This is a genomic window from Streptomyces sp. NPDC057543, assembly GCF_042801895.1.
GTDB lineage: Bacteria > Actinomycetota > Actinomycetes > Streptomycetales > Streptomycetaceae > Streptomyces.
Genome location: NZ_JBHVFF010000054.1, coordinates 12,378 through 35,264, shown reverse-complemented (window position 1 = coordinate 35,264; position 22,887 = coordinate 12,378). Strand labels below are relative to the sequence as shown.

The window sequence follows — 22,887 nt, the reverse complement described above, 5'->3', positions numbered from 1 at the left end:
TCGCAGCCGGGCGACATCGACCCGGCCCGCGGACAGGGCGTCGTAGAGCCCGCCGTGCCCGCGACGGTGTTCGCCCACCAACGACAGTTCCACCAACGACCGGACCGGGCCGTCCGCACACAACACGGCGTCCGCCAGCTCGAACAACGCATCCGCACGCCTGGTCAGACAGGAGTAGAACTCACCCCGGAAGCGTGACAGTTCCGCAAACGGATCCTGCCGGACAACATGATGCGACAGACTCATCCCCACGGCCTTCGTGCTGGGCGTTGTGTGTTCCTTGGTCGGATCACATGCTCAGCCGAAGGCCGCCTCCGTGCAGGGCAATTACCGTTCCGAGTGATCAAGTACGACGAGTCGTTCGGATCTCAAGGTTAAAGATCAAGTTAGCCGAGGCGCGCCCGCGACGGGGACCGTTAGGACGCAGCCGGGGAATGAGAGGGTCCGCGCACGCGTTGTGTACGGGAGCGGAGGGTGGCTCCGCGTCGTCCGAGCTGTACGTACGGGAACACGGAGAGAAGAAGAGACATGCGCGTCGAGATCTGGAGCGACATCGCCTGCCCCTGGTGCTACATAGGGAAGGCCCGCTTCGAGAAGGGGCTGGCGGGGTTCGCCCACCGCGACGAGGTCGAGGTCGTGCACCGGTCCTTCGAGCTCGACCCGGCGTACCCCAAGGGCGACACCGCGCAGGTGATCGACATGCTGGCGCAGAAGTACGGGCGCACCCGTGAAGAGGCACGGGCCATGGAGGCGAACGTCGCGGCCAACGCGCAGTCCGAAGGGCTCGGCTACCTCACCGAGGGCCGTGATCACGGCAACACCTTCGACATCCACCGGCTGCTCCACCTGGCCAAGGTCCGTGGCCGCCAGGACGAGCTGCTGAGTCTCGCTTACCGGGCGAACTTCGCCGAGGAGCGTTCCGTCTTCGACGGTGACGTGCTGGTCGAGCTGGCCGTCGAGGCCGGTCTCGACGCCGACGAGGCGCGCGCCGTTCTCGCCGATCCTCAGGCGTACGCCGCCGAGGTGCGGGCCGACGAGCGCGAGGCGTCCGAGCTGGGGGCCAACGCCGTGCCGTTCTTCGTGCTCGACCGGCGGTACGGGATCTCCGGCGGCCAGCCCGCCGAGGTGTTCGCCCAGGCACTCGAACAGGCGTGGCAGGACCGACCGCTCACGGCGATCGGCGGGGACGCAGCGGCGTGCGACGCCGACGGTGCGTGCGAGGTTCCGCAGACCGGAAGCAATGCCTGAGTCCGGACCGTACGTCATGCCTGAGCCCACGGCCGGAAGCTACGCCTGAGCCCACGGCCGGAAGCTACGCCTGGGCCCACGGGCGGAAGCTACGTCCGAGCCCGTCGGCCGGAAGCAATTCCTGAGTCCGGGCCGGACGTCATGCCTGAGCCCGCCGGCCGGAAGCTGTGCCCGAGCCGGGCTTCGAGCCGGAGTTCGTGTGGCTGCACCGCCCTGAGCCCGCGGCACCGTCGGGGTGTGCCCCCTGACTCTTCGTAATTGACGAGGAGTCAACGGCGCCGCACGCTGGGATCATGGAGACTACTTCGCTCAGCCGTACGGTGGACGACGAGTTCGCGCCGGAGACCACGTACCTCAACACCTCCACCTGTGGCCTGCTGCCCCGCCGCTCCGTGGACGCGGTGAAGGCGCTCGCCGAGGCGATCGCCACGGGCCGCAGGGTCGGCTCCGGCGACTTCGAAGCGGTGGACGCGGCCCGGGCCGGCTTCGCCCGCCTCGTCGGGATCGGCGCCGACCGGGTCGCCACCGGCAGCTCCGTCTCCGTGCACGTCGGGCTGATCGCGGCCGCGCTGCCGGCGGGGGCCGAAGTCCTGGCGCCCGAGGGGGAGTTCAGCTCCGTCGTCAGCCCGTTCGCGGTCCGTGGCGACCTCAAGGTGCGCTATGTCCCGCTGGACGGGCTGGCCGACGCGGTACGGCCCGGTACCGCGCTCGTCGCATTCTCTGCCGTGCAGTCCGCCGACGGCCGGATCGCCGATCTCGAAGCGGTGCGCGCGGCGGCGGGCGTCCACGGAGCCCGCACGCTGCTCGACGCCTCCCAGGCGGCCGGCTGGCTGCCGCTGGACGCCGGGGCGTACGACTACACCGTCACCGGCGGCTTCAAATTCCTGCTGTGCCCGCGGGGCGCGTCGTTCCTCACCGTCACCGAGGAGGCGCAGCGCACCCTGCCGGCCGTCTTCGCCGCCTGGGTCGCCTCCGACGACCCCCGGAACAGTTCTTACGGCCCGGTCGAGCGGCTCTCCCCGACCGCCCGCCGCTACGACGAACCGCCGGCCTTCCTCTCGTACCACGGCGCCGAGCACTCCCTCGCGCTGCTCGGCGAGGTGGGCATCGAGGCCCTCCAAGCCCACGCCACCGGGCTCGCGGCCCGCATGCGGGCAGGGCTGGCCGGGCTGGGGCACGAGGTGGTTCCGGGGGAGTCGGCGATCGTCGTCGTGCCCGGACTCGGTGGGCGGGAGCCCGAGCTGGCGCGGGCCGGGGTGGTGGTATCGAACCGTGCGGGGAGCTTGCGCGCGGCCTTCCACCTGTACAACACGGAGGCCGATGTGGACCGGGTCCTGGACGCGCTCTCCGGCTGAACCCGCCCGGAAGCCGGTGTGGGAAGGGGTCAGCGGAGGCCGGGGCAGTTCTCGGTCTCGTGACAGAGGTTCTCCTCGACCTTGGCGAGCAGCCGGGCCAGCTCCTCGCGCTCGGCCGTGTCCAGCCCGGCGAGGGTGTGCTCCTCCAGATTCGTCCAGGCCCGCTGGACGTCGGAGTGCAGCGCGCAACTGTCGTCGGTGGCCTCGACCAGGACGGCCCGGCGGTCGCCGGGGTCGGGGCAGCGGCGGACGTGCCCGGTCTGTTCGAGGCGCTGGAGCATCTTGGTCACCGTGGAGGGGTCGAGCTCCATCGCCTTGATCAGCTCGGACTGGCGCACCGCACCCGCGTCCCACAAGTACATCATCAGGAACTCCTGGCCGGGGTAGAGCCCGAGCCCCTTGAGTAGTTTGCCCGCGGCGATCCGGTGCAGCCGGGCGACCCGCGAGACGGCATGGCTGACGGGGCCGCCGAGCGCGGCGCTCGGCAGTCGCGTACAGGCGGGATCCGCGGAATCGGTTGATTCGGCGGGGCCAGCCGGTGCGGCGGACTCGGCTCGTTCGACTCGTTCGGCCTTCATCGGGACTCCTCGGCATTCCTCGGCAGCGCTCCGGCCGGCTGCTCCGATGCCGGTCCGGCCGCCTTCCGACAACTTTACCTTGGTCGGCCAAGTAATGGGTTACAGTGAGCGAGGCGCTAATACTTGGCCGACCACATAATTCCCCCGGGAGCTTCCATGACCACCGCATTCGACCCGATCGACCTGTCCGGCACTCGGCTCGCCAACCGCATCGCGATGGCGCCGATGACCCGCAGCCGGGCAGGTGAGGGCGGCACCGCCACCGACCTCGTCGCCGAGTACTACGCCCAGCGCGCCTCGGCGGGCCTCATCATCACGGAGGGCATCCAGCCATCGGTGGTGGGCCAGGGCTACCCCAACACCCCGGGACTGCACAGCGCGGAACAGCTCGCTTCCTGGCGCAAGGTCACCGACGCGGTGCACGCCGCGGGCGGCCGGATCTTCGCCCAGCTCATGCACACGGGCCGGATCGGCCACCCCGTCCTGCTGCCCGACGGGCTCACGCCGGTCAGCTCCTCCCCGGTCAAGCCCGCCGGTCAGCTCTACACCGGCGCGGGACTGGAGGACTTCACCACACCGCGCGAACTGACCGGTGACGAAGTCCGCCGGACCATAGCCGACTTCGCGGCGGCCGCACGCAACGCGGTCGACGCCGGCTTCGACGGGGTCGAGCTGCACGGTGCCAACGGCTACCTCATCCACCAGTTCCTCGCACCCAACACCAACCTCCGCACGGACGAGTGGGGCGGCTCCGAGGAGGCCCGCATCCGGTTCGCCGTCGAGGTGGTCAAGGCCGTCGCGGCCGAGATCGGCGCGGCGCGGACCGGGCTGCGCATCTCGCCGGGAAACCCGTACAACGACATCGACGAGCCCGCGCCGGAAGCCGTCTACACCGCGCTGGTACGGGAGATCGAGCCGCTCGGCCTCGCCTATCTGCACGTCCTGGAGTCGGTGGGGATCCGCGAGCTGACGCTCGCGCTGCGTAAGCAGTTCTCCGGCACCTTCGTTCTCAACGCGCTGACGGACGGGCCGACCGGACCGGACGATCACACGGTGATCGACGACGGGATCGCCGACATCATCTCCTACGGTGCGCTGTTCCTCGCCAACCCGGACCTGCCCGCCCGGCTCAAGGCCGGCGGCCCGTTCAACACTCCGGACCCGTCGACCTTCTTCGGCGGGGACGCGAAGGGATACGTCGACTACCCGGCGCTGGACGCCCTTCAGTCCTGAGACCGGGAGAGCCGCCGGACCGCACGACCTCCGGCCGGTCGCGACAGCGGGAATCGCGACGCACCGGCCCGGTGGGGAGTATCACCGGGGCCGGGTCCTCCCCACCGATCCGGGCCGGCCGTATCCGTACCGTCCTGGCGCCGGTCCGGTCCCACGGCTGCCGGGCCGATCCGGTCCCACGGCTGCCGGATCGTCGTCGGGCCGCCGCGCGGTCCCGCCCCGAGCGAGCCCTGACCGCACGCACCTTCGACCTCCCGGTGTTACAAAGGGCAATGTGGTCAATCGTTTCGGCCGATTCCGGAGCGCGCAGGTTCGGTCACTCGCGGGCAAGTATCCTCGGAGCGTCGCAGGCCAGGTCTTCGCCCTTCAGGTGGCTGTGGTCGTGCTCCTCGTGGCCGCTGCGGTGCTCGCGCTCGTAGTGCAGTCCCGGCACGACAGCACTGCGGAGGCGAGAAGCCGGTCCATCGCCGTCGCGCAGACATTCGCGCACTCACCGGGCCTCCTGACCGCGCTCAAAGCCCCTGATCCTTCCAGGGTGCTCCAGCCGCTCACCGAGGCGGGGCGGAAGGCGGCCGGCGTCGACTTCATCGTGGTGACGGACACGAAAGGAATCCGCTACACGCATCCCCGGCCGGACCTGATCGGGAAGAGGGTCGTCGGCACCCTCGCGCCGGCGCTGGCCGGCCACGTGTACACCGAGAGCGTCAACGGTCCGCTCGGCCGCGAGGTGCAGGCGATCGTCCCCGTCCACGATCACGCGCAGGTCGTGGCCCTGGTGGCTGCCGGCATGAAGGTCAAGCACGTGACAGGCGTGGTGGCACGGCAGATTCCGATCATCCTCGGTGCGGGAGCGGTCGCGCTCGGCGTGGCCACGAGCGGGACGGCGCTGGTGGCCGGGCGACTGCGGCGGCAGACCCACCGTCTGGGCCCTGCCGAGATGACTCGTATGTACGAGCATCACGACGCGGTGCTGCACGCCGTGCGCGAAGGCGTGCTCATCATCAGCAAGGACGGTCGACTGCTGCTGGCCAATGACGAGGCCAGACGGCTGCTGGATCTGCCGCTCGACGCCGAGGGGCGACACATCTCGGACTTGTCCAGCCTTGATCCCGGCACGGTGGAGCTGTTGACCTCGGGGCGCGCGGCCACGGACGAAGTGCTCCTCGCGGGGAGCCGACTGCTCGCGGTGAACCAGCGGTCCACGGACCGTCACGGTGGCCCCCAGGGGACAGTCGCGACCTTGCGCGACTCCACGGAGCTGCGGGCGCTGTCCGGCAGGGCGGAGAACGCCCGCGAGCGGCTGCGCCTCCTGTACGACGCCGGTCTCGGCATCGGTACCACCCTCGATGTGGTGCGCACGGCCGAGGAACTGACCAAGATCGCGGTCCCCCGGCTCGCCGACTTCGTCACCGTCGATCTGGCCGGTCCGGTCCTCCACGGGGACGAGCCGACCGGTACGGACATGGACATGCGCCGCACCGCTGTCCGCGGCATCAGGGACGACCATCCCCTCTACGAACTCGGCCACCAGGTCAGCTTTCTCCCCTCCACGCCGCAGGCACGGGCCTTCGCCACCGGCCGGCCGGAGCTGGTGCCCGACCTGTCCGCCGCACCCGGCTGGCTCGCCCAGGACCCGGAGCGGACGCGGAAGATCGTCGATTACGGCATCCATTCGCTCATCACGGTGCCCCTCCAGGCACGGGGCGTCATCCTGGGCATGGCCAATTTCTGGCGCTCCGAGAAGCCCCAGCCGTTCGAGGAAGACGATCTGTCCCTGGCCGAAGAACTGGTCGCCCGGGCGGCCGTCAGCATCGACAACGCCCGCCGCTACACCCGTGAGCACGTCATGGCCGTGACCCTGCAACGCAGCCTGCTCCCGCGGGCCCTGCCGGAACAGAGCGCGCTCGACGTCGCCCATCGCTACCTGCCCGCGCTCTCCGGGGTGAGCGGCGACTGGTTCGACGTGATCCCGCTCCCGGGCAGTCGGGTGGCGCTGGTCGTCGGGGATGTCGTCGGCCACGGCCTGCACGCGGCCGCCACGATGGGACGGCTGCGCACGGCCGTGCACAACTTCTCCACACTCGACCTGCCGCCCGACGAGATCCTCAGCCGTCTGGACGACCTGATCGGACGCATCGACCAGGAGGAGGCGGAGACCGACGCCGACCCGGTGATCATCGGAGCCACCTGCCTGTACGCGATCTACGATCCCGTCTCCCGCCACTGCGCCATGGCCCGGGCCGGGCATCCCCTGCCCGCACTGGTCCGGCCCGACGGCAGTGTGTCGTTCCCCGACCTTCCGGCCGGCCCGCCCCTAGGCCTGGGCGGTATGCCGTTCGAGACGGCGGAACTGGAACTGGCGGAGGGCACGCAGCTCGTCCTCTACACCGATGGGCTCATCGAGGATCGCACCCGAGATATCGACGTGGGGATCGAGATGCTGCGTGAGGCCCTGGCGCACCACCCCGACCGGTCGCCGGAGGGGAGCTGTCAGGCGGTGCTCGACGCGCTCCTGCCGAGCCGGCCGAAGGACGATGTGGCGCTGCTCATCGCCCGGACACGGGCTGTCCCGTCCGACCGTGTCGCCGACTGGGACGTACCGCTCGATCCCGCCGTCGTGGCCGGGATGCGTGCTCTCGTGGCCGGGAAGCTCGACGACTGGGGTCTGTCCGAGCTCGCTTTCGCCACGGAACTGGTGCTCAGCGAGTTGATCACCAACGCCATCCGCTACGGCTCCGAGCCGGTCACCGTACGACTGCTGTACGACCGCACCCTGACCTGCGAGGTGGCTGACGGCAGCAGCACCTCGCCCCATCTGCGCTACGCCGCCGTGATGGACGAAGGAGGCCGCGGTCTGTTCCTCGTCGCCCGATTGGCCGAACGCTGGGGCACTCGTTACACCCCCCAGGGGAAGGTCATCTGGGCGGAGATGGCGCTGCCCCGATCCGATGGGAGCGTGGACGGCACGGCGTGGCCGGACATCCTCGACGCGGAACTCTGACCGCTGGATCGGCACCCCCCCCGAGCGGAGCACCTCCTCGGCCGTCCCGGAATGGTGGCCGGCACCAGGACCGTCGTGCGATCGACGCCGACGGTCTCATTCCAGAGCTTCCGCCGGCCGTGGGCCGGGCGTCCGGCGAGAAGTCCCCGCACATCCTCCTGCAGGCTCACGAGGTCGCACATCGCCCAGAGGCCGCCGCCCGGCCAAGGATCGCCGCCGTGCGGTGGTCGGGGTTGCTGCGCCTCGGTGATCAGCACTTGATGGGCGGGGCCGGTACGTAGGTCAGGCCCACGCACCGAATCGGGCACGCGCTGCGGCCAGTTCCTCCAGGATCTGCTGATGTCTCACGGCCCGATTCCCGCAGCGCCCCCGGCGCCCGCGCCCTCCCGGGCTCCCGCTACTCCTGGCCCGACTCCTCCAGCGGCGCACCGTGCCACTTCCACGAGGCGACCCGGGGCCGGCCGGGCAACTCCGCGCGGCCGGTGGCCCAGAGCAGGACGGTCCACCGGTCGGTGTCCTTCGGGGCGTCCGGGAACAACCGGGCCAGCACCCGGTCGCAGAGACCGGCGGGCGGCGTCCAGGGGACGCCCAGGCCGGCGGCGAGGTCATGCGTGTGGACCAGGGTCTCCAGGATGCCCATGGCGGCGAAGCCCTCCGGGTCGGACAGCCCGTAGGGGTGGTACGAGCGCAACTCGGGCGAGGCCGTCCGTACCATCGCAGCGAGCAGCGCTCCGCTCGCCTCCAGCGTCTGGAGCAGCCCGGCCGGTCCGGCCGACGGGTCCGCGAAGATCGCGTTCGCCGGGCCGCCCTTGTAGTTGGCGCTCCAGCGGTACGGGACGTACGCGTCCAGCGGCGGCTGCCGCGGGCCCAGCTGCGCCGCGTAGGAGAAGAGATCGTCGCTCAGGTGCTCCGCGGTCTCCCAGCAGTTCCACTCCAACGTCCCGGCCGGGACCAGCCAGTTGTCCGCCGGGGACTTTTGGAGCGTGTCGACCGCGAGGCGGACCGCGGTGGTCACGTCGTCCGCGGTGACCGGCAGCCGGGTCCCGGTCAGCGAGGCCCGTTCCGCCGCACTGCACTCGACACAGAACTCGTTGCCCTCCGGGTCGGCGAGCGTCGCCCAGCCCCGTCCGTTCGGCTTGCGGTGGTCGGCCACGAGGGTGGCGCCCAGGCCGAGCAGCCGCTCGACCTCTTCGTCCCGGGTGCGGTCCTGCGGCTGAATGTCCAGATGGAGACGGTTCTTGGTGCTCTTCGGCTCCGGCACCGAGATGAACAGCAGTGCGGCACCGGGAGTTTCGACGAGCGCCTCGGGATCGCCGGGCGCGTCCTCGTCGGAGAGCGGCGCGCCGAGCACCCCGGACCAGAAGCCGGCGAGCTCGTAGGCGTCGGCGCAGTCGATCGTGATGTGACGTACGAGTGAGGTCATGGGCCACACTGTCGCCGGTGACGGCCTCGCGGTCCACCAACTTTAGGGTTGGGTGAGGGGTGGGCGACGGATATGGCCCACCCCTCACCGGGTCACCTCACCGGAGTGAAGTCCCGCGCGCCGATGAACTCCGGGCGCCGTGCCGGTGCCGCGAACGGCTCCTCGGCGGCGTTCTCCACGCTGTTGAAGACGATGAAGACATTGCTGCGCGGGTACGGGGTGATGTTGTCCCCCGAGCCGTGCATGCAGTTGCAGTCGAACCAGGTCGCCGAACCCGCCCTGCCCGTGAAGAGCTTGATGCCGTGCCGGTCGGCCAGCTTCGTCAGCGCCTCGTCCGACGGGGTGCCGGCATCCTGCATCTTCAGGGACTTCTTGTAGTTGTCCTTCGGCGTCTCGCCCGCACAGCCGAGGAACGACTTGTGCGAACCGGGCATGATCATCAGCCCGCCGTTGGTGTCGTGGTTCTCGGTCAGCGCGATCGACACGGACACCGCCCGCATTTTCGGCAGGCCGTCCTCGGCGTGCCAGGTCTCGAAGTCCGAGTGCCAGTAGAACCCCGAAGCACCGAAGCCGGGCTTGACGTTGATCCTGGACTGGTGGACGTACACGTCCGAACCGAGGATCTGACGTGCCCGGCCCACCACGCGCTCATCACTGACCAGCCGGGCGAAGACCTCGCTGATCCGGTGGACCTCGAAGACCGACCGCACCTTCTGCGACTTCGGCTCGATGATCGAGCGCTCGTCCGCCCGCACCGCCGGATCGGCGATCAGCCGGTCCAGTTCGGCGTGGTGAACGGCGACCTCGTCCGGGGTGATCAGCTGGTCGACGGTGAGGAAGCCGTCGCGCTCGAAGCCCTGCAGATCCTTCACGGCGACCGGCCCCGGGGCACCGGGCGCCGACCAGATGACCGGGTCCTGGCGGGGAGTGATCATCTCGGCCGCGCCGCGGGTGGGGTACAGATCGGTGCGTACATCGGTGGTCATGGTTCAGCCCTCCTCGGTGAGCAACGGGTAGACACCGTTCTCGTCGTGCTCCTCCCGTCCGGTGACCGGAGGGTTGAAGACGCAGACGCAGCGGAAGTCGGTCTTCGGCCGCATGGTGTGGTGCTCGTGGCCGTTCAGCAGGTACATCGTGCCGGGGGTGATCCAGTGCTTCTCGCCGGTCTCGTCATTGGTGAGCTCGGCCTCGCCCTCGACGCACAGGACGGCCTCGATGTGGTTCGCGTACCACATCGACGTCTCGGTACCCGCGTACATCGTGGTCTCGTGGAGCGAGAAGCCCACCTTCTCCTGTGCGAGCACGATGCGCTTGCTCTCCCAGGTTCCGGAGGCGGCCTTCACATGCCGGTCGGTGTTCTCGATGTCACTGAACGATCGGACGATCACGGTGGTTCGGTGCCTTTCTCTCTACGGGGATGTTTCTCGTCGGACCCGCGCCGGGGTGGTCCGGGTCGGGGTCAGGCGGTTTCGCGGACCGCGCGGGCCAGCGTCCGCAAGCCCTCGTCCAGCTCCTCGGGGGTGACGGTCAGCGGCGGCAGCAGCTTCACGACCTCGCTCTGCGGACCGGAGGTCTCGACGAGGAGGCCCAGCTCGAAGGCGCGGGCGCAGATCGCGGCGGCGCGCGCCTTGTCGGTGAACTCCATGCCCCAGACCAGTCCACGGCCCCGGAACTGCGCGCCGAGCCGGGCGTGTTCGTCGCAGATCGCCAGCAGCGCCTGCTCGATCTGCTCGCCGCGGGCCAGGGTCTGCTTCTCCATCTGGCCGTCCGCCCAGTAGGCGTCCAGCGCGGCAGCGGCCGTGACGAACGCCGGGTTGTTGCCGCGGAAGGTGCCGTTGTGCTCGCCAGGCCCCCAGACGTCCAGCTCCGGTGTGAACAGGCAGAGCGACATGGGCAGTCCGTAGCCGCTGATGGACTTGGACAGGGTCACGATGTCGGGGGTGATGCCGGCCTCCTCGAACGAGAAGAACGCGCCCGTACGTCCGCAGCCCATCTGGATGTCGTCGACGATCAGCAGCATGTCGCGGCGGCGGCACAGATCGGCGAGCGCCCGCAGCCACTCGGCGCGCGCCACATTGATGCCGCCCTCGCCCTGCACCGTCTCGACGATCACGGCGGCGGGCTTGTTGAGACCGGAGCCCTGGTCCTCCAGGAGCCGCTCGAACCAGAGGAAGTCGGGCACCCGGCCGTCGAGGTAGTTGTCGAACGGCATCGGGGTGCCGTGCACCAGTGGGATGCCGGCCCCGGCCCGTTTGAAGGCGTTGCCGGTGACGGCGAGCGAGCCCAGCGACATGCCGTGGAAGGCGTTGGTGAAGGAGACGATCGACTCCCGCCCCTTCACCTTGCGGGCCAGCTTCAGCGCCGCCTCGACCGCGTTGGTGCCGGTCGGGCCGGGGAACATCACCTTGTACGGGAGGTCACGCGGGCGCAGCACGTTGTTCTGGAAGGACTCCAGGAAGGCCCGTTTCGCGGTGGTGGCCATGTCGAGGCCGTGGGTGATGCCGTCGCGCTCGATGTAGTCGATCAGCGCGCGCTTCAGCACCGGGTTGTTGTGGCCGTAGTTGAGGGATCCGGCGCCGGCGAAGAAGTCGAGGTAACTGTGGCCGTCCTCGTCGGTCAGACGGGCGCCCTGCGCACGGTCGAACACGGCGGGCCAGTTGCGGCAGTAGCTCCTTACCTCCGACTCCAGGGTCTCGAAGACACTCAGCGCGGGCGGGGTGATGGTCACCGGGAATCTCCTGCTTGAGGGGGGTGTGTGACGGGTGGCGGTGCGGGTGTGTTCAGGAGTGGAACGGGCCGGGCGCTCACGTGCGGAACCGGTCGACGCGCTCACCCGGGAAACGCTGACGGGCTCACGCGGGAAGCGCTGACGGGCTCACGCGGGAAGCGCTGACGCGCTCACGCGTGGAACGGACCGATGCGGTACAGCACTTCGGGAAGGTGCGTTCCCTCCGGGAACAGCCCGCCGTCGAAGAGCACCTCGCGCTCCAGGGCCACGTCGTGGCGCCGTGCGTACGAGGTGAACAGCCGGTCCGACGCGGTGTTGTCCGGGGTGACGGTCGTCTCGACCGAGGCGAGGCCCTGCTCGGCCGCGACCCGCGAGGTCAGCGCGTCCAGGAGCTTTCCCGCGAGGCCGGTCCCGCGGCGGGCGTGGTCGACGGCCACCTGCCAGACGACGAGCGTCTCGGGACGGTCCGGCCGGAGATACCCCGTCACGAAGGCGACGGGCTCGCCGGTCTCGTCGCGGCCGACCACGGAGGTGGACGCGAAGTCACGGCACCACAGCAGGTAGCTGTACGAGGAGTTGAGGTCCAGGACCTCGGAGTCGCGGGCAATGCGCCAGATCGCGGCTCCGTCCTCCACTCGTGGGGTGTCGATGGTGAGGAATTCGCTTCGGGCACGTGCAAAATCTGCGGGTGCGGCGGTCATGGGAATTGAATTTACCTAGCAAATTTCTAAATTGCATCGATGCCAGGGGTTGGGCGGAGTGGTCCTTCGTGTTATCACGCGGGCGCGTGCCCCGGCGCGATCCGGCCGCGCTTTCTTCTGTTTTGGGTGCTATTTATCCGGCATAATGGGCGCGATGTGGAATCGGTCACAAGGGCATAACTCTCGGGTTGCGCAGTGGAATTGTGTGGATCGAGCCCGGATCGAGGCCCTCGAAACTCGGGTGTTTAGGGTCCGGGAAAGCGGGCAGAAGAATGCGGGGAGCTGCTCTGAATAAAGCAGCTCCCCGCATTTATGGAATAACGGCGTTCCGGTGTGGATTTATTCGCTCGGCCAGGTTTCCGAAACGGCTTTGCGGGCAGTTTCGAAGTCGACCTGCCGGCCCGCATCGGCCAGCGCCGCCCCCAGAGCCGCGAGCGAGGACTGCACCGCACCCCGCGTCGCATCCACACCGTAGTGATTGACCCGGATCATCTCCTTGGACAGCGCGCCCCCGCCCGCGATCAGCGGCAGCGACGGGTCCGCCGCGAGTGCCCGCGCGACCAGCTCGGCGGCGTCGACGCCCTCGGGGGTGCGCAGCGTCGTCGCGACCGGCGCCGCGTTCCCCGCCTCGTGCACATACGGCGACAGGCCCCCGCCGAGCGCCACGGCGCCCGCACGCGTCGCCGCGGCGGCCGAGGCGTGGCGGGCCATGAGGGCGTCCAGGCCCTCGGCCTCGATCCGCTCCACGCACGCCTCCAGCGCCAGCATCTCCAGCTGGGCGGGGGCGTGCAGCAGTGTCCTGCGACCGCCGTCGATCCAGCGCTCCTTCCAGTCCAGGAGCGAGAGGTACGAGCGGCGCGGGGCCTGCGGGTTGGCCGCGAGCCGCTCCCAGGCGCGCTCGCTCACCGAAACCGCCGACACCCCGGCCGGGCCGCCCATCGCCTTCTGCGCGCCGATCACACAGAGGTCGACGCCCCACACGTCCGGCAGCAGCGGCTCCGCGCCCACCGAGGCGACGGCGTCCAGCATGAACAGCGCCCCGTGCGAACGGACCACCTCGCCGATCTCGGCGACCGGGTTGGTGTTCCCCGTCGCCGCCTCCGCGTGCACCAGGGAGACGAAGTCGATCTCCGGGTGCTCGGCCAGTGCCCGCGCCACCTGGTCGGCGGTGACCGCCGTGTGGAACGGAACCGCCAGATCGACGACATTGGCACCGCAGTCCCGCAGCCAGTTCCCGAAGGTCTGCCCGTACGGGCCGGTGACCACGTTCAGCGCGGTCGAACCGGGCCGGGCGCCGCCCCGGATGCAGCCTTCGAGGGGGAGCAGCGCCTCGCCCTGCGTGATGACGACGTCCTGCTCGGTGGCGAGGAGGCCGGCCACCCGCTTCTCGATGGCCGCGAAACGAGCGGCGGTGAGCGGGGCGAGGTCGAGGAAGGGGTGCGTCACGGTGGTGCTCTCTTCGGATCGGGTCGGTGCGCTGCGGTGCCGCGTACGGACGGTGCTTCCGTCGAAGCGTACCCAGGGCGTCGGACAGCGCCTCGTACAGTGCTGTTCATGAGCGATCACAGGGCACCGCGGGTGCTGCACGTGAAGGGGCGGGTGCTCGTCGGACCCGAGGACGTCCGGGACGAGCTCTGGGCCGTCGACGGACGGATCTCGTACGCGAGGCCGCCCGGCGCGGACGAGGCGGTGACCGTCACCGGCTGGGCGCTGCCGGGGCTGGTCGACGCCCACTGTCACGTCGGGCTCGACCACCACGGCGCCGTCGACGAGGCGACCAGCGAGAAGCAGGCCCTCGCCGACCGGGAGGCGGGTGCGCTGCTGCTGCGGGACGCCGGTTCACCGGCCGACACCCGGTGGATCGACGACCGCGAGGACCTTCCGAAGATCATCAGGGCCGGCCGTCACATCGCCAGGCCCCGCAGGTACACCCGGAACTACGCGTACGAGATCGAGCCGGACGAGCTGGTCGCGTACGTCGCGCAGGAGGCACGCCGGGGCGACGGCTGGGTGAAGCTGGTCGGCGACTGGATCGACCGGGAGGTGGGCGATCTGACCGCCTGCTGGCCGCGCGAGGCGGCCCGGGCGGCCATCGCCGAGGCGCACCGGCTCGGCGCCCGGGTCACCGCGCACTGCTTCGCCGAGGACTCGCTGCGTGATCTCGTCGAGGCCGGGATCGACTGCATCGAGCACGCCACCGGGCTGACCGAGGAGACCATTCCGCTCTTCGCCGAGCGCGGTGTCGCGATCGTCCCCACGCTGGTCAACATCGCCACGTTCCCCTCGCTCGCGGCGGGCGGCGACGCCAGGTTCCCCCGCTGGTCGGACCACATGCGGCGGCTGCACGAGCGGCGTTACGACACCGTGCGCGCCGCGTACGACGCCGGCATTCCGGTCTTCGTCGGCACCGACGCGGGCGGGGTGCTCGCCCACGGGCTGGTGGCGGACGAGGTCGCCGAACTGGTCAAGGCGGGCATCCCGGCCCTGGACGCGCTGTCGGCGACCACCTGGGGTGCGCGTCGGTGGCTGGGTCGGCCGGTGCTGGAGGAGGGTGCCCCGGCGGACCTGGTGGTGTACGACGAGGACCCGCGGGCGGACGTACGGATCCTGGCGGCGCCGCGACGGGTGGTGCTGAACGGGCGGGTGATCGGCTGAGGGCGGCTCACCGGACCGCCTTCCCGCCGGGTGTGCCGTGTTGACAGGCGGTTACCGCATCGCTGCCGGGTCGTTGAAACACCTTTGCGTGCACCCCGGCGCAGTCGATGCCTGCGCCGTCCGCGCTCAATGGATCGGGTGACTCCGAGGAACGAACGTACCGAGATATTCGAATACAAGCGCGAAAACCCCCCTTTGGGGTGAACTCGCGTCAGGTGTCTGACGGTTCACCCTCTGTGCGTAAGGCTTTCGGGGTCGAGGTCACCGGTGCCCGCGATGTCCCCCATTGGACGGTGCCGGTGGCTCCATGTCTCTTGTGGGGGTTCCACCATCTTGAACAGCAACACCTTCCGCCTGGCCGCCCTGGCGGTCGCCGCCGCTCCTGTCGCCCTGCTGGTCGCCGTCCCGGCGCACGCCGCCACCGCGACGACCACCACGACCACCGGCGACGGGAAGGCGAGCGCGGTCGTGCTCCGTGCCGCACTCGACGTCTCGCTCCTGAACAAGACCGTCGATGTGCCGCTCAAGGCCACGCTCAATGAAGTGCAGGCACCCGCCAGTGCCGAGAAGACCGCGCTGAGCGTGCGGCTCGACGGGGTGGACGGCGGACGGCCGTTCAGCGTCCTGCGCGCCGATGTGGCCACCGCGAAGGCCACCGTCGGCAAGCATCGGGCCGAGGGCTACAGCAACGTGGCGAAGGCCCGGGTCCATGTGCCCGGACTGCCGCTGCTCTCGCTGATCGAGGTCGAGAAGGTCACCTCCAAGGCCGTCTGCGAGGTGGGGAAGAAGCCGGTCGCGGAGTCGAACGCGCTGGGGCATGTGTCGGTCCTCGGTAAGCGGATCGACCTCAGCGCAGGCGGCACCACGGAGGTCCGGGTGCCGGGCGTCGGCGAGGTGACCCTCGACCTGTCGAAGACGCACACCACCTCGCGCACCGCGGCGGCGACCGCACTGCAACTGAAGGTCTCCGTCAACCCGCTCAAGCTGAACGTCGCCGATGTGCGGGGCGAGGTCACGCTCGCCGAGGCGACCTGCGAGACCCCGAAGGGGACCGAGCCGGGCGGCGGCGACAACGGCGGTACGAGCAACGGAGGTTCCGGCAACGGCGGCGCGACGGGCGGGAGCACCTCCGGCAGTACGTCGGGCAGCACCTCCGGTGCCACCGGTGGCGGTGACGGCGGCAACGTGAAGCCCCAGACCGGCACCGGCCACGCCCCGGCCGTCGACTCCAACCTCGCGGAGACGGGCGGCAGTTCGGCCACCCCGTACATCGCGGGCGGCGCCGCCCTGCTGCTGGCGGCGGGCGCGGGGGCGATGGTCGTGGCCAGGCGCCGCGCCCAGGGCTGACCCCGCACGGCTGAAGGCCCGAGGGGGGCAGACGCAGGCCGGGATGGGGGCGGGGAGCGGCGTTCGCGTGACGGAGCGCCGCTCCCCGTGGGCCGACCGGTCAGCGTGGGACCGTGGTCAGCGTCTGCAGAGCCTGGTCGAGTGCCTGAAGGAAACGGTTCGTCGTCGCCCGGTCGCGTACCGCCAGCCGCAGCCACTGCGGACCCAGCCCCGGAAACGTATCCCCACGCCGCGCCGCGAACCCCAGCGCCCGCAACCGCTCCCGTACCTCGGCGGCCCCCTCCAGCCGCACCAGGACGAACGGCCCCTCGGCCGGCTCCGCCACCCGTACTTCGCAGAACTCCCGCAACCCCGCGACCAGATGGGCCCGGTCCACCGCGATCCGCTCCGCCGCGGCCGCCGCCTCGCCCAGCGCCCGCGGCTCCATGCACGCCTCGGCCGCCGCCAGCGCCGGGGACGACACCGGCCACAGCGGTTGCGCCCTCTCCAGCACGCGGATCGTCTCCGGGGCGGCCAGCACGTAACCGATCCGCAGCCCCGCGAGCCCCCAGGTCTTGGTGAGGCTGCGCAGCACCACGAGCCCCGGGATGTCCGTACGCCCGCACAGCGCCTCGCGCTCGCCCGGCACCGCGTCCATGAACGCCTCGTCGACCACCAACGTCCGCCCGGGACGCGCCAGTTGCTTCAGCACGGCCGCCGGATGCAGGACCGACGTGGGGTTGGTCGGATTGCCGACCACCACCAGATCCGCGTCCTCGGGCACGGCCGCCGGGTCCAGCCGAAAACCGTCCTCGGCGCGCAGCAGCACCCGCCGCACCTCGTGCCCGGCCGCGCGCAGCGCCGCCTCCGGCTCGGTGAACTGCGGATGTACCACGACCGGACGGCAGGCCGGCAGCGCCCGTGCGATCAGCACGAACGCCTCCGCCGCACCCGCCGTCAGCAGCACGCGCTCCACCGGCAGCCCGTGGCGGACCGCGACCGCCGCCCGCGCCGGACGACCGTCCGGATACGCGGCGAGCGTGCCCAGCGACGCGGCGATCCGCGCCCGCAGCCAGGCCGGGGGCGTACCGGTCCGTACATTGACGGCGAGATCGGTCAGATCCCGGCCCCGTCCCCGTACTTCCGCGTCACCGTGGTGCCGCAGATCGTGCGTGCCCGCGCCTGTCGCGTCGGGGCTTTCAATGGGAGTGTGCATGACCGCCATGAGGGTGGTGGTGGTGATGGTGGCCGTCGTCGTCGGGGTGGAAGTGCGGCTGCTGCGGCAGCCCCACCTTGTCCTCGAAGCCCGGCAGCGCGATTCGGTACACGCATGAGTCGCAGTTCATCCGCAGATCGCCCTCCACGGCCTCCCGGTAGCGCTCCATGACCAGGTCGAACAGTTCCTCGGCACCACCGATGACCTCGGCCGGGCGGACATCGAGCTCCGGATGGGCGGCGGCCCACTCCTCGGTCTGATGACGCACCCGGTCCGGCAGGATGCCGGTGAAGAGGAAGTACGGCAGAACGACTATGCGCCCGGCACCCAGCTTCACGCAACGGTCGAGACCGGACCGTACGTCGGGCGCCGCCAGCGACACGAACGCGGTCTCCACCCCGGCGTAACCCCTCCCCTCCCAGAACAGCCGCGCCGCCTTGTACACCTCGGCGTTGGCGTCCGGGTCGGTCGAACCCCGGCCCACCAGCAGCACCGTCACCTCGGACCGGTCGGTGTCGCCCAGCACCTCGTCCACCCGGCGCTCCAGCACGTTCAGCAGCGCCGGGTGAGGGCCGAGCGGACGGCCGTAGGTGTACGAGATGCCGGGGTGGCGCTCCTTCTCACGGGTCAGCGCCGCCGGAATGTCCCCCTTGGCGTGCCCGGCCGACACCAGCATCAGCGGTACGGCGGCGAAGCGCCGGACACCGCGCCCGACGAGCTCGGTCACGGCGTCCCCGAGGGGCGGCGGGGACAGCTCGATGAAGCCGCCCGCGACGGGCAGTTCGGGGTGGCGCTCGCCCAGCTCCGTCACGAAGTCACGGAACGCCGCGGCCCCGCCCTCGTCCCTGGTGCCGTGGCCGGCGATGAGCAGTGCGGGCTGGGTGGCCGGAGTGGCCGGGGTGGTCACAGGTTCTCCTCGGTGGTCGTGGGGGGTACGGGGTGGTACAGCAGGGCGTTGAGGGCGGCGGCGGCGACGGCAGAACCGCCCTTCTCCGACACATTGCTCACGGCGGGCAGACCGCTCTCGCGCAGCGCCGCCTTCGACTCGGTCGCGCCGACGAAACCGACCGGCAGTCCGATGACGAGCACGGGCGCGGCATCCAGGACGAGCAACTCCTCCAGTGCGGTCGGCGCGTTGCCGATGACCCAGATCGCACCGGGCCCGACCTGCTCGTACGCGAGCCGGATCGCATGTGCCGAACGGGTCAGCCCGGGGCCGGAACGGGCCTCCCTCAGCCGGCACACGGTCTCGCGGCGGGTGATGCCCGCCGCGACCATCTCGACATCGGTGACGACCGGCGCACCGGAGTGCAGCGCCGCATGTGCGACGACGAGCGACGCCTCGTCGCAGACCAGGTCCGTCGCGTACTCCGGATCCGCCGCGGAGTGGATGACCCGCTCCACGACGGCCCGGGTCAGCGGTGCGAAGTGCGAGGTGTCCAGGCGGGCGCGCAGCCGCCGGTACGACTCCTGCTCGATGGGGTGAACGGTTCGCTCCCAGGGCCGGTTCACTTCGCTCCTTCCCGCGCCGTGGTGGCCGCCTGCCAGCGGTAGCCGCGCGGGGTCACCATGCGGCCCGCGATCTCGCGGGTGGCCGTGTTGCCGACCGTCACGACCGTCATCATGTCGACCGTCGCCGGGTCCAGAGCGGCCAGCGAGGTCACCCGGCTGCTCTCGTCCGGACGCGAGGCATTGCGTACGACACCGACCGGAGTCGCCGGTTCCCGGTACTCGGACAGGATCGACAAGGCCTTCGGGAGCTGCCAGTCGCGGCCCCGGCTGCGCGGGTTGTAGAACGTCACGATCAGGTCGGCCTCGGCCGCGGCCCTGACCCGGCGCTCGATGACCTCCCACGGCGTGTGCAGATCGGAGAGGCTGATCGACACGTGGTCGTGGCCCAGCGGGGCGCCCAGAATCGCGGCAGCCGCCAGCGCGGCCGTCACACCCGGCACACCCACCACATCGATATCGGCGCCGGCCTCAGCGAGGGCGGGCGACGCCATCGCGTACACCCCCGCGTCACCACTGCCGATCAGTGCCACCGCATGCCCCTTGCGCGCCTCGGCGACCGCGGTGCGGGCCCGCGCCTCCTCGGCGCCGAGACCCGACTCCAGGACGGTGGTGCCGGGCCGCAGCAGGTCCCTGATCTGGTCCACGTACTGATCGAGCCCGACCAGCACCGAGGCTCGCCGCAGCTCCTCCCGGGCCCGCGGCGTCAGCAGATCGCGCGCACCCGGGCCGAGCCCGACGACGGCCAGCCGCCCGCGCGGGGCCCGGCGCACCACCGCACACGTGACCATCGCCGCCCGCCCCTGCGGTGCCGACTTCCGCTTCGGTACAAGGAGTTCGCCCCCCGCCGCGAGCGCCGCGGCCTCCGCCACGGACGGCGTGCCGACGGCGGCGAGCGGCGCGCCCGACGGATTGGGTACCTCGATGCGGGCCAGCTCCTCGGCGGCGCAGGTCCGCAGCGGTACGCCGAACCGCGCCGCCGCCGCGACGATCCCGGGCTCGTCCGCCTTCGCGTCGACCGTCACCAACTCCGCGATGCTCAGCGGCGAGAGCCCGGCCTCCTCCAGGGTGTCGCGGATCAGCCCGACGACCTCCTCGACCGGCGCGCCCCTGGACGCACCGACCCCGACGGCGAGCGAAGCGGGCCGCAACACGGCGGCCAGGGAACCGGGTTCGACGATCCGGTCGGTGACATGCAGCACCGCGGGGCCCTCGGCACCGGGGAACACGTTCGGCGGCAGCGGCGGCAACGGCCGCACCGCGTCCGCGCGCAGCTCCACCGGAGCCCCGTCCAGCATCGCGCGCGACACGCCCGCCACGTCCCCCTCCACGGGCAGGCCCAGCATGTCCAGCCCCGGCACCCCCGTCGCGTCCGTCGCCGTCGTCACGACCGGCGCCGCGTCCAGCACCTCACCGACCGCCTCGGCCAGCGCGTTCGCCCCGCCCCCGTGCCCGCCGAGCAGCGCCACCGCGTGGCGGCCCGCCTCGTCGACGCAGACGACACCCGGGTCCGCGGACTTGTCCGACAGCAGCGGCGCGAGCAGCCGCACCACGGCCCCCGTCGCCAGGAAGCACACCAACTGCTCGCACTCGGCGAACGCCCGTTGCACGGCCTCGCGCACCGGTCCCTCGTAGACCGCGGTGCGGCCGGGCCACGCCGCGGCCAGCCGGTCGCGGGCCATGGTGCCCGCCGCCGTGGCGGAGATCAGGCCGATCACTGGGTTGCTCCTTCACTTGCACGAACCGCGGGGCGGGTGCCCCACAGCAGGAAGACCGGGTTGGCCGCGGCGAGCCGCGTCACCTCGCCCGGCAGCGGCCGCAGCCGGGAGGACTGCAGCAGTACGCCCTCGGGCACGAGCCCGGCACCGGCCAGCGCCGCCCGCACCTCGGGCACCCGGTCCAGCGCCGCCAGCGCCACCACCACCGAGCGCCGCGCACGCCGGGAGCACGCCGTCACGATGGCGGGCAGCTCACGTCCGCCGCCCCCGATGAACACCGCGTCCGGCTCGCCCAGACCGTCGAGCACGGCGGGCGCCGAGCCGTGCACGGCACGGACGTACACCCCGTGCGCGGCCGCGTTCGCCCTGATCCGCCCGACGCCGTCCGGGGTCTTCTCCACGGCGACGACCGCCGCGCCGAGCCGCGCGCACTCCACCGCCATCGAACCCGAACCCGCGCCGATGTCCCACACCAGGTCGCCGGTGCGCGGCCCCAGCCGGGCCAGCGCCAGTGCCCGCACCTCGAACTTGGTGATCATCGAGTCGCGGTGCTCGAACTCCGCCTCGTCCAGCGCCCATTGCCCCGGCCCGGCGGACGCTCCCGCGACGGTCCGTACGGGGGAGAGCACCCGGGACTCGTCCAGGCAGAGCACCACACTCACCGGATCCGGCCAGTCACGGGCCAGTGCCTCGGCGGGAGTCAGCCGCTCGACGCGTTCCCGCTCCGGATCGCCGAGCGCCGTCGCCACGACCAGGGTGCGTTCTCCGGCTCCGTGCGCCAGACCGGCCGCCAGCTCCGCGGGACCGGCGCCGGGCCCGGTCAGGACGGCCACCTTCGGATGCGCCAGACACACGTTCACGGCGGTCCTCGGGTCGCGGCCGTGCGCGCTGACCACGACCGCGTCGTCCCACGCCAGCCCGAGCCGGGCGAACGCGACCGCGACGGACGGCGCTCCCGGCCGTACGTCGAGCGCGTCCGGCCCGAAACGCTCCGTCAGCGCCCGTACGATCCCGAAGAATCCGGGGTCGCCGGAGGCCAGCACGACCACCCGCGCCCCGGCGCCGGGCACATGCTCCGCGATCCGGTCGAACGCGGGCCCCAGCGGGCCGAGCACGACGCGCTCGACCTGCTCCGCCGGCCCCGCGGCCTCCAGATGACGCCGGGCGCCGACCACCAGCGTGGCCACGGCCAGCGCCTCCCGGGCCTCGCGACCGAGCGGCTCGCCCGTCCCCGTACCGAAGACCCGGATCGGCGCGGCCGTACCCGTACCGAATCCCGGGATCCGCGCGGCCGTACCCGTACCGAAGACGCCGGTCACGAGCCGGACCGCTGGGCGCGCAGCTCGGCCCGCGCCGCCTTGTCGGCCTTGCGGAAACCGTGGAAGTGCCCCGGGTGGTAGAGGTGCGAACGCGTCCCCGACGCCGACAGCGCCGGACCGACCAGGAAGAGGGTGTGCTTCCAGAGCTTGTGCTCCTTGACGGTCTCCTCCAGGGTCGCGATCGTGCAGCGCAGGATCAGCTCCTCCGGCCACGTCGCCTGGTACGCGATCACGACCGGCGTCGATGTCGGATAGCCGCCCTCCAACAGTTCCTGGGTGAGCTGCCCGGACCGGGCCGCCGACAGGAACAGCGCCATCGTCGTGCCGTGACGCGCGAACTCCCGCACCTCCTCGCCCGGCGGCATCGGCGTCTTGCCGCCACCGAGACGCGTCAGGATCACGGACTGCGCGACCTCCGGAATCGTCAGCTCCCGCTGAGCGATCGCCGCGACCGCCGAGAACGACGACACCCCCGGCACGATCTCGACCGCCACCCCCAGCCCGGCACACCGGTCGACCTGTTCCTGCGTGCCGCCCCACAGCGCCGGGTCGCCGGAGTGGATACGGGCCACCTTCAGCCCCTCCGCCGCCGCACGTTCGTACACGGCGACGACCTGCTCCAACGACATCTGCGCCGAGTCGAGGATCTCCGCGCCCTCCCGGGCATGCTCCAGGACCTCCGCCTGCACCAGGCTCGCCGCCCAGATGACGACGTCGGCATCCGCGATGGCCCGCGCCGCCCGGAAGGTCAGCAGATCGGCGGCGCCGGGACCGGCACCGACGAACGTCACTCTGCCGTGGGTGGGCCCGGCGACCGGGCCGGCTGCGTCGGCTGCTTCGGACATGGGACGGGGTCCTTTCGGGAAACGGAATACGG

The 22,887-nt window shown here is 71.3% G+C and carries 20 protein-coding genes; 6 read left to right on the top strand and 14 right to left on the bottom strand.

What is annotated here, in order from left to right:
- Positions 1–246, bottom strand: a 246-nt coding sequence (locus ACFU8Q_RS12295) for a transposase (RefSeq protein ID WP_384451608.1), incomplete at its 3' end; no start/stop codon positions are given.
- 282 nt (positions 247–528) lie between these two features.
- On the opposite strand from ACFU8Q_RS12295, the gene ACFU8Q_RS12290 reads away from it, so the two are divergent.
- Together ACFU8Q_RS12290 and ACFU8Q_RS12285 are read left to right on the top strand one after the other, a co-directional pair.
- The gene (locus ACFU8Q_RS12290; RefSeq protein WP_384451606.1) at positions 529–1,248 is read left to right on the top strand and encodes a DsbA family oxidoreductase; all 720 of its coding nucleotides are present in this window, start codon (positions 529–531) and stop codon (positions 1,246–1,248) included.
- Between the two features lie 293 nt (positions 1,249–1,541).
- Entirely contained in the window at positions 1,542–2,603 is a 1,062-nt protein-coding gene (locus ACFU8Q_RS12285) for an aminotransferase class V-fold PLP-dependent enzyme (RefSeq protein ID WP_384451603.1), read from the top strand.
- Between the two features lie 29 nt (positions 2,604–2,632).
- On the opposite strand, the gene ACFU8Q_RS12280 is transcribed toward ACFU8Q_RS12285, so the two are convergent.
- The gene (locus ACFU8Q_RS12280; protein ID WP_384451600.1) at positions 2,633–3,181 is read right to left on the bottom strand and encodes a MarR family winged helix-turn-helix transcriptional regulator; all 549 of its coding nucleotides are present in this window, start codon (positions 3,179–3,181) and stop codon (positions 2,633–2,635) included.
- A 156-nt stretch (positions 3,182–3,337) separates the two neighbouring features.
- On the opposite strand from ACFU8Q_RS12280, the gene ACFU8Q_RS12275 reads away from it, so the two are divergent.
- Positions 3,338–4,414, top strand: coding sequence for an alkene reductase (locus ACFU8Q_RS12275; protein WP_384451597.1), 1,077 nt, complete (start codon positions 3,338–3,340; stop codon positions 4,412–4,414).
- 376 nt (positions 4,415–4,790) lie between these two features.
- Positions 4,791–7,415, top strand: coding sequence for a SpoIIE family protein phosphatase (locus tag ACFU8Q_RS12270; RefSeq protein ID WP_384451620.1), 2,625 nt, complete (start codon positions 4,791–4,793; stop codon positions 7,413–7,415).
- A gap of 397 nt (positions 7,416–7,812) precedes the next feature.
- Here ACFU8Q_RS12270 and ACFU8Q_RS12265 read toward each other — a convergent pair whose 3' ends face one another.
- The 6 genes from ACFU8Q_RS12265 to ACFU8Q_RS12240 form a co-directional block, all read right to left on the bottom strand.
- Positions 7,813–8,838, bottom strand: a complete 1,026-nt coding sequence (locus ACFU8Q_RS12265) for a VOC family protein (RefSeq protein WP_384451594.1) — start codon at positions 8,836–8,838, stop codon at positions 7,813–7,815.
- A 92-nt stretch (positions 8,839–8,930) separates the two neighbouring features.
- Positions 8,931–9,824 carry an ectoine hydroxylase gene (gene thpD, locus ACFU8Q_RS12260; RefSeq protein ID WP_384451591.1) on the bottom strand — a complete coding sequence of 298 codons (894 nt, stop codon included), beginning with the start codon at positions 9,822–9,824 and terminating at the stop codon, positions 8,931–8,933.
- Between the two features lie 3 nt (positions 9,825–9,827).
- Entirely contained in the window at positions 9,828–10,226 is a 399-nt protein-coding gene (locus tag ACFU8Q_RS12255; RefSeq protein WP_093539722.1) for an ectoine synthase, read from the bottom strand.
- Between the two features lie 71 nt (positions 10,227–10,297).
- Positions 10,298–11,566 carry a diaminobutyrate--2-oxoglutarate transaminase gene (gene ectB / locus ACFU8Q_RS12250; protein WP_384451588.1) on the bottom strand — a complete coding sequence of 423 codons (1,269 nt, stop codon included), beginning with the start codon at positions 11,564–11,566 and terminating at the stop codon, positions 10,298–10,300.
- A 170-nt stretch (positions 11,567–11,736) separates the two neighbouring features.
- Positions 11,737–12,201: a diaminobutyrate acetyltransferase gene (gene ectA, locus ACFU8Q_RS12245; protein WP_384451617.1), complete on the bottom strand. Its 465-nt coding sequence runs from the start codon at positions 12,199–12,201 to the stop codon at positions 11,737–11,739.
- A 405-nt stretch (positions 12,202–12,606) separates the two neighbouring features.
- Positions 12,607–13,713 (bottom strand): pyridoxal-phosphate-dependent aminotransferase family protein, encoded by a 1,107-nt coding sequence (locus tag ACFU8Q_RS12240; RefSeq protein ID WP_384451586.1) that lies wholly within the window; start codon positions 13,711–13,713, stop codon positions 12,607–12,609.
- A gap of 132 nt (positions 13,714–13,845) precedes the next feature.
- Here ACFU8Q_RS12240 and ACFU8Q_RS12235 point away from each other — a divergent pair, with 132 nt between their 5' ends.
- Positions 13,846–14,922, top strand: coding sequence for an amidohydrolase family protein (locus ACFU8Q_RS12235; protein WP_384451614.1), 1,077 nt, complete (start codon positions 13,846–13,848; stop codon positions 14,920–14,922).
- A 333-nt stretch (positions 14,923–15,255) separates the two neighbouring features.
- Positions 15,256–16,269, top strand: coding sequence for an SCO1860 family LAETG-anchored protein (locus tag ACFU8Q_RS12230; RefSeq protein WP_384451583.1), 1,014 nt, complete (start codon positions 15,256–15,258; stop codon positions 16,267–16,269).
- Positions 16,270–16,369: 100 nt separating this feature from the next.
- Here ACFU8Q_RS12230 and cobC read toward each other — a convergent pair whose 3' ends face one another.
- The 6 genes from cobC to cobM all read right to left on the bottom strand — a co-directional run bounded on the left by cobC (position 16,370) and on the right by cobM (position 22,855).
- Complete coding sequence (gene cobC, locus ACFU8Q_RS12225) at positions 16,370–17,464, bottom strand: Rv2231c family pyridoxal phosphate-dependent protein CobC (protein ID WP_384451581.1); 1,095 nt, start codon at positions 17,462–17,464, stop codon at positions 16,370–16,372.
- Positions 17,448–18,371 carry a sirohydrochlorin chelatase gene (locus ACFU8Q_RS12220; RefSeq protein ID WP_384451578.1) on the bottom strand — a complete coding sequence of 308 codons (924 nt, stop codon included), beginning with the start codon at positions 18,369–18,371 and terminating at the stop codon, positions 17,448–17,450. The genes cobC and ACFU8Q_RS12220 overlap by 17 nt, the downstream gene beginning before the upstream one ends.
- Positions 18,368–18,976 (bottom strand): precorrin-8X methylmutase, encoded by a 609-nt coding sequence (locus ACFU8Q_RS12215; protein ID WP_384451575.1) that lies wholly within the window; start codon positions 18,974–18,976, stop codon positions 18,368–18,370. Before ACFU8Q_RS12215 ends, ACFU8Q_RS12220 begins: the two co-directional genes overlap by 4 nt.
- Positions 18,973–20,691: a precorrin-3B C(17)-methyltransferase gene (gene cobJ, locus ACFU8Q_RS12210; RefSeq protein ID WP_384451573.1), complete on the bottom strand. Its 1,719-nt coding sequence runs from the start codon at positions 20,689–20,691 to the stop codon at positions 18,973–18,975. Before cobJ ends, ACFU8Q_RS12215 begins: the two co-directional genes overlap by 4 nt.
- Positions 20,688–21,941 (bottom strand): precorrin-6y C5,15-methyltransferase (decarboxylating) subunit CbiE, encoded by a 1,254-nt coding sequence (gene cbiE / locus ACFU8Q_RS12205; protein ID WP_384451611.1) that lies wholly within the window; start codon positions 21,939–21,941, stop codon positions 20,688–20,690. Before cbiE ends, cobJ begins: the two co-directional genes overlap by 4 nt.
- A gap of 65 nt (positions 21,942–22,006) precedes the next feature.
- The gene (gene cobM, locus ACFU8Q_RS12200; protein WP_384451570.1) at positions 22,007–22,855 is read right to left on the bottom strand and encodes a precorrin-4 C(11)-methyltransferase; all 849 of its coding nucleotides are present in this window, start codon (positions 22,853–22,855) and stop codon (positions 22,007–22,009) included.
- Positions 22,856–22,887: the final 32 nt, after the last annotated feature.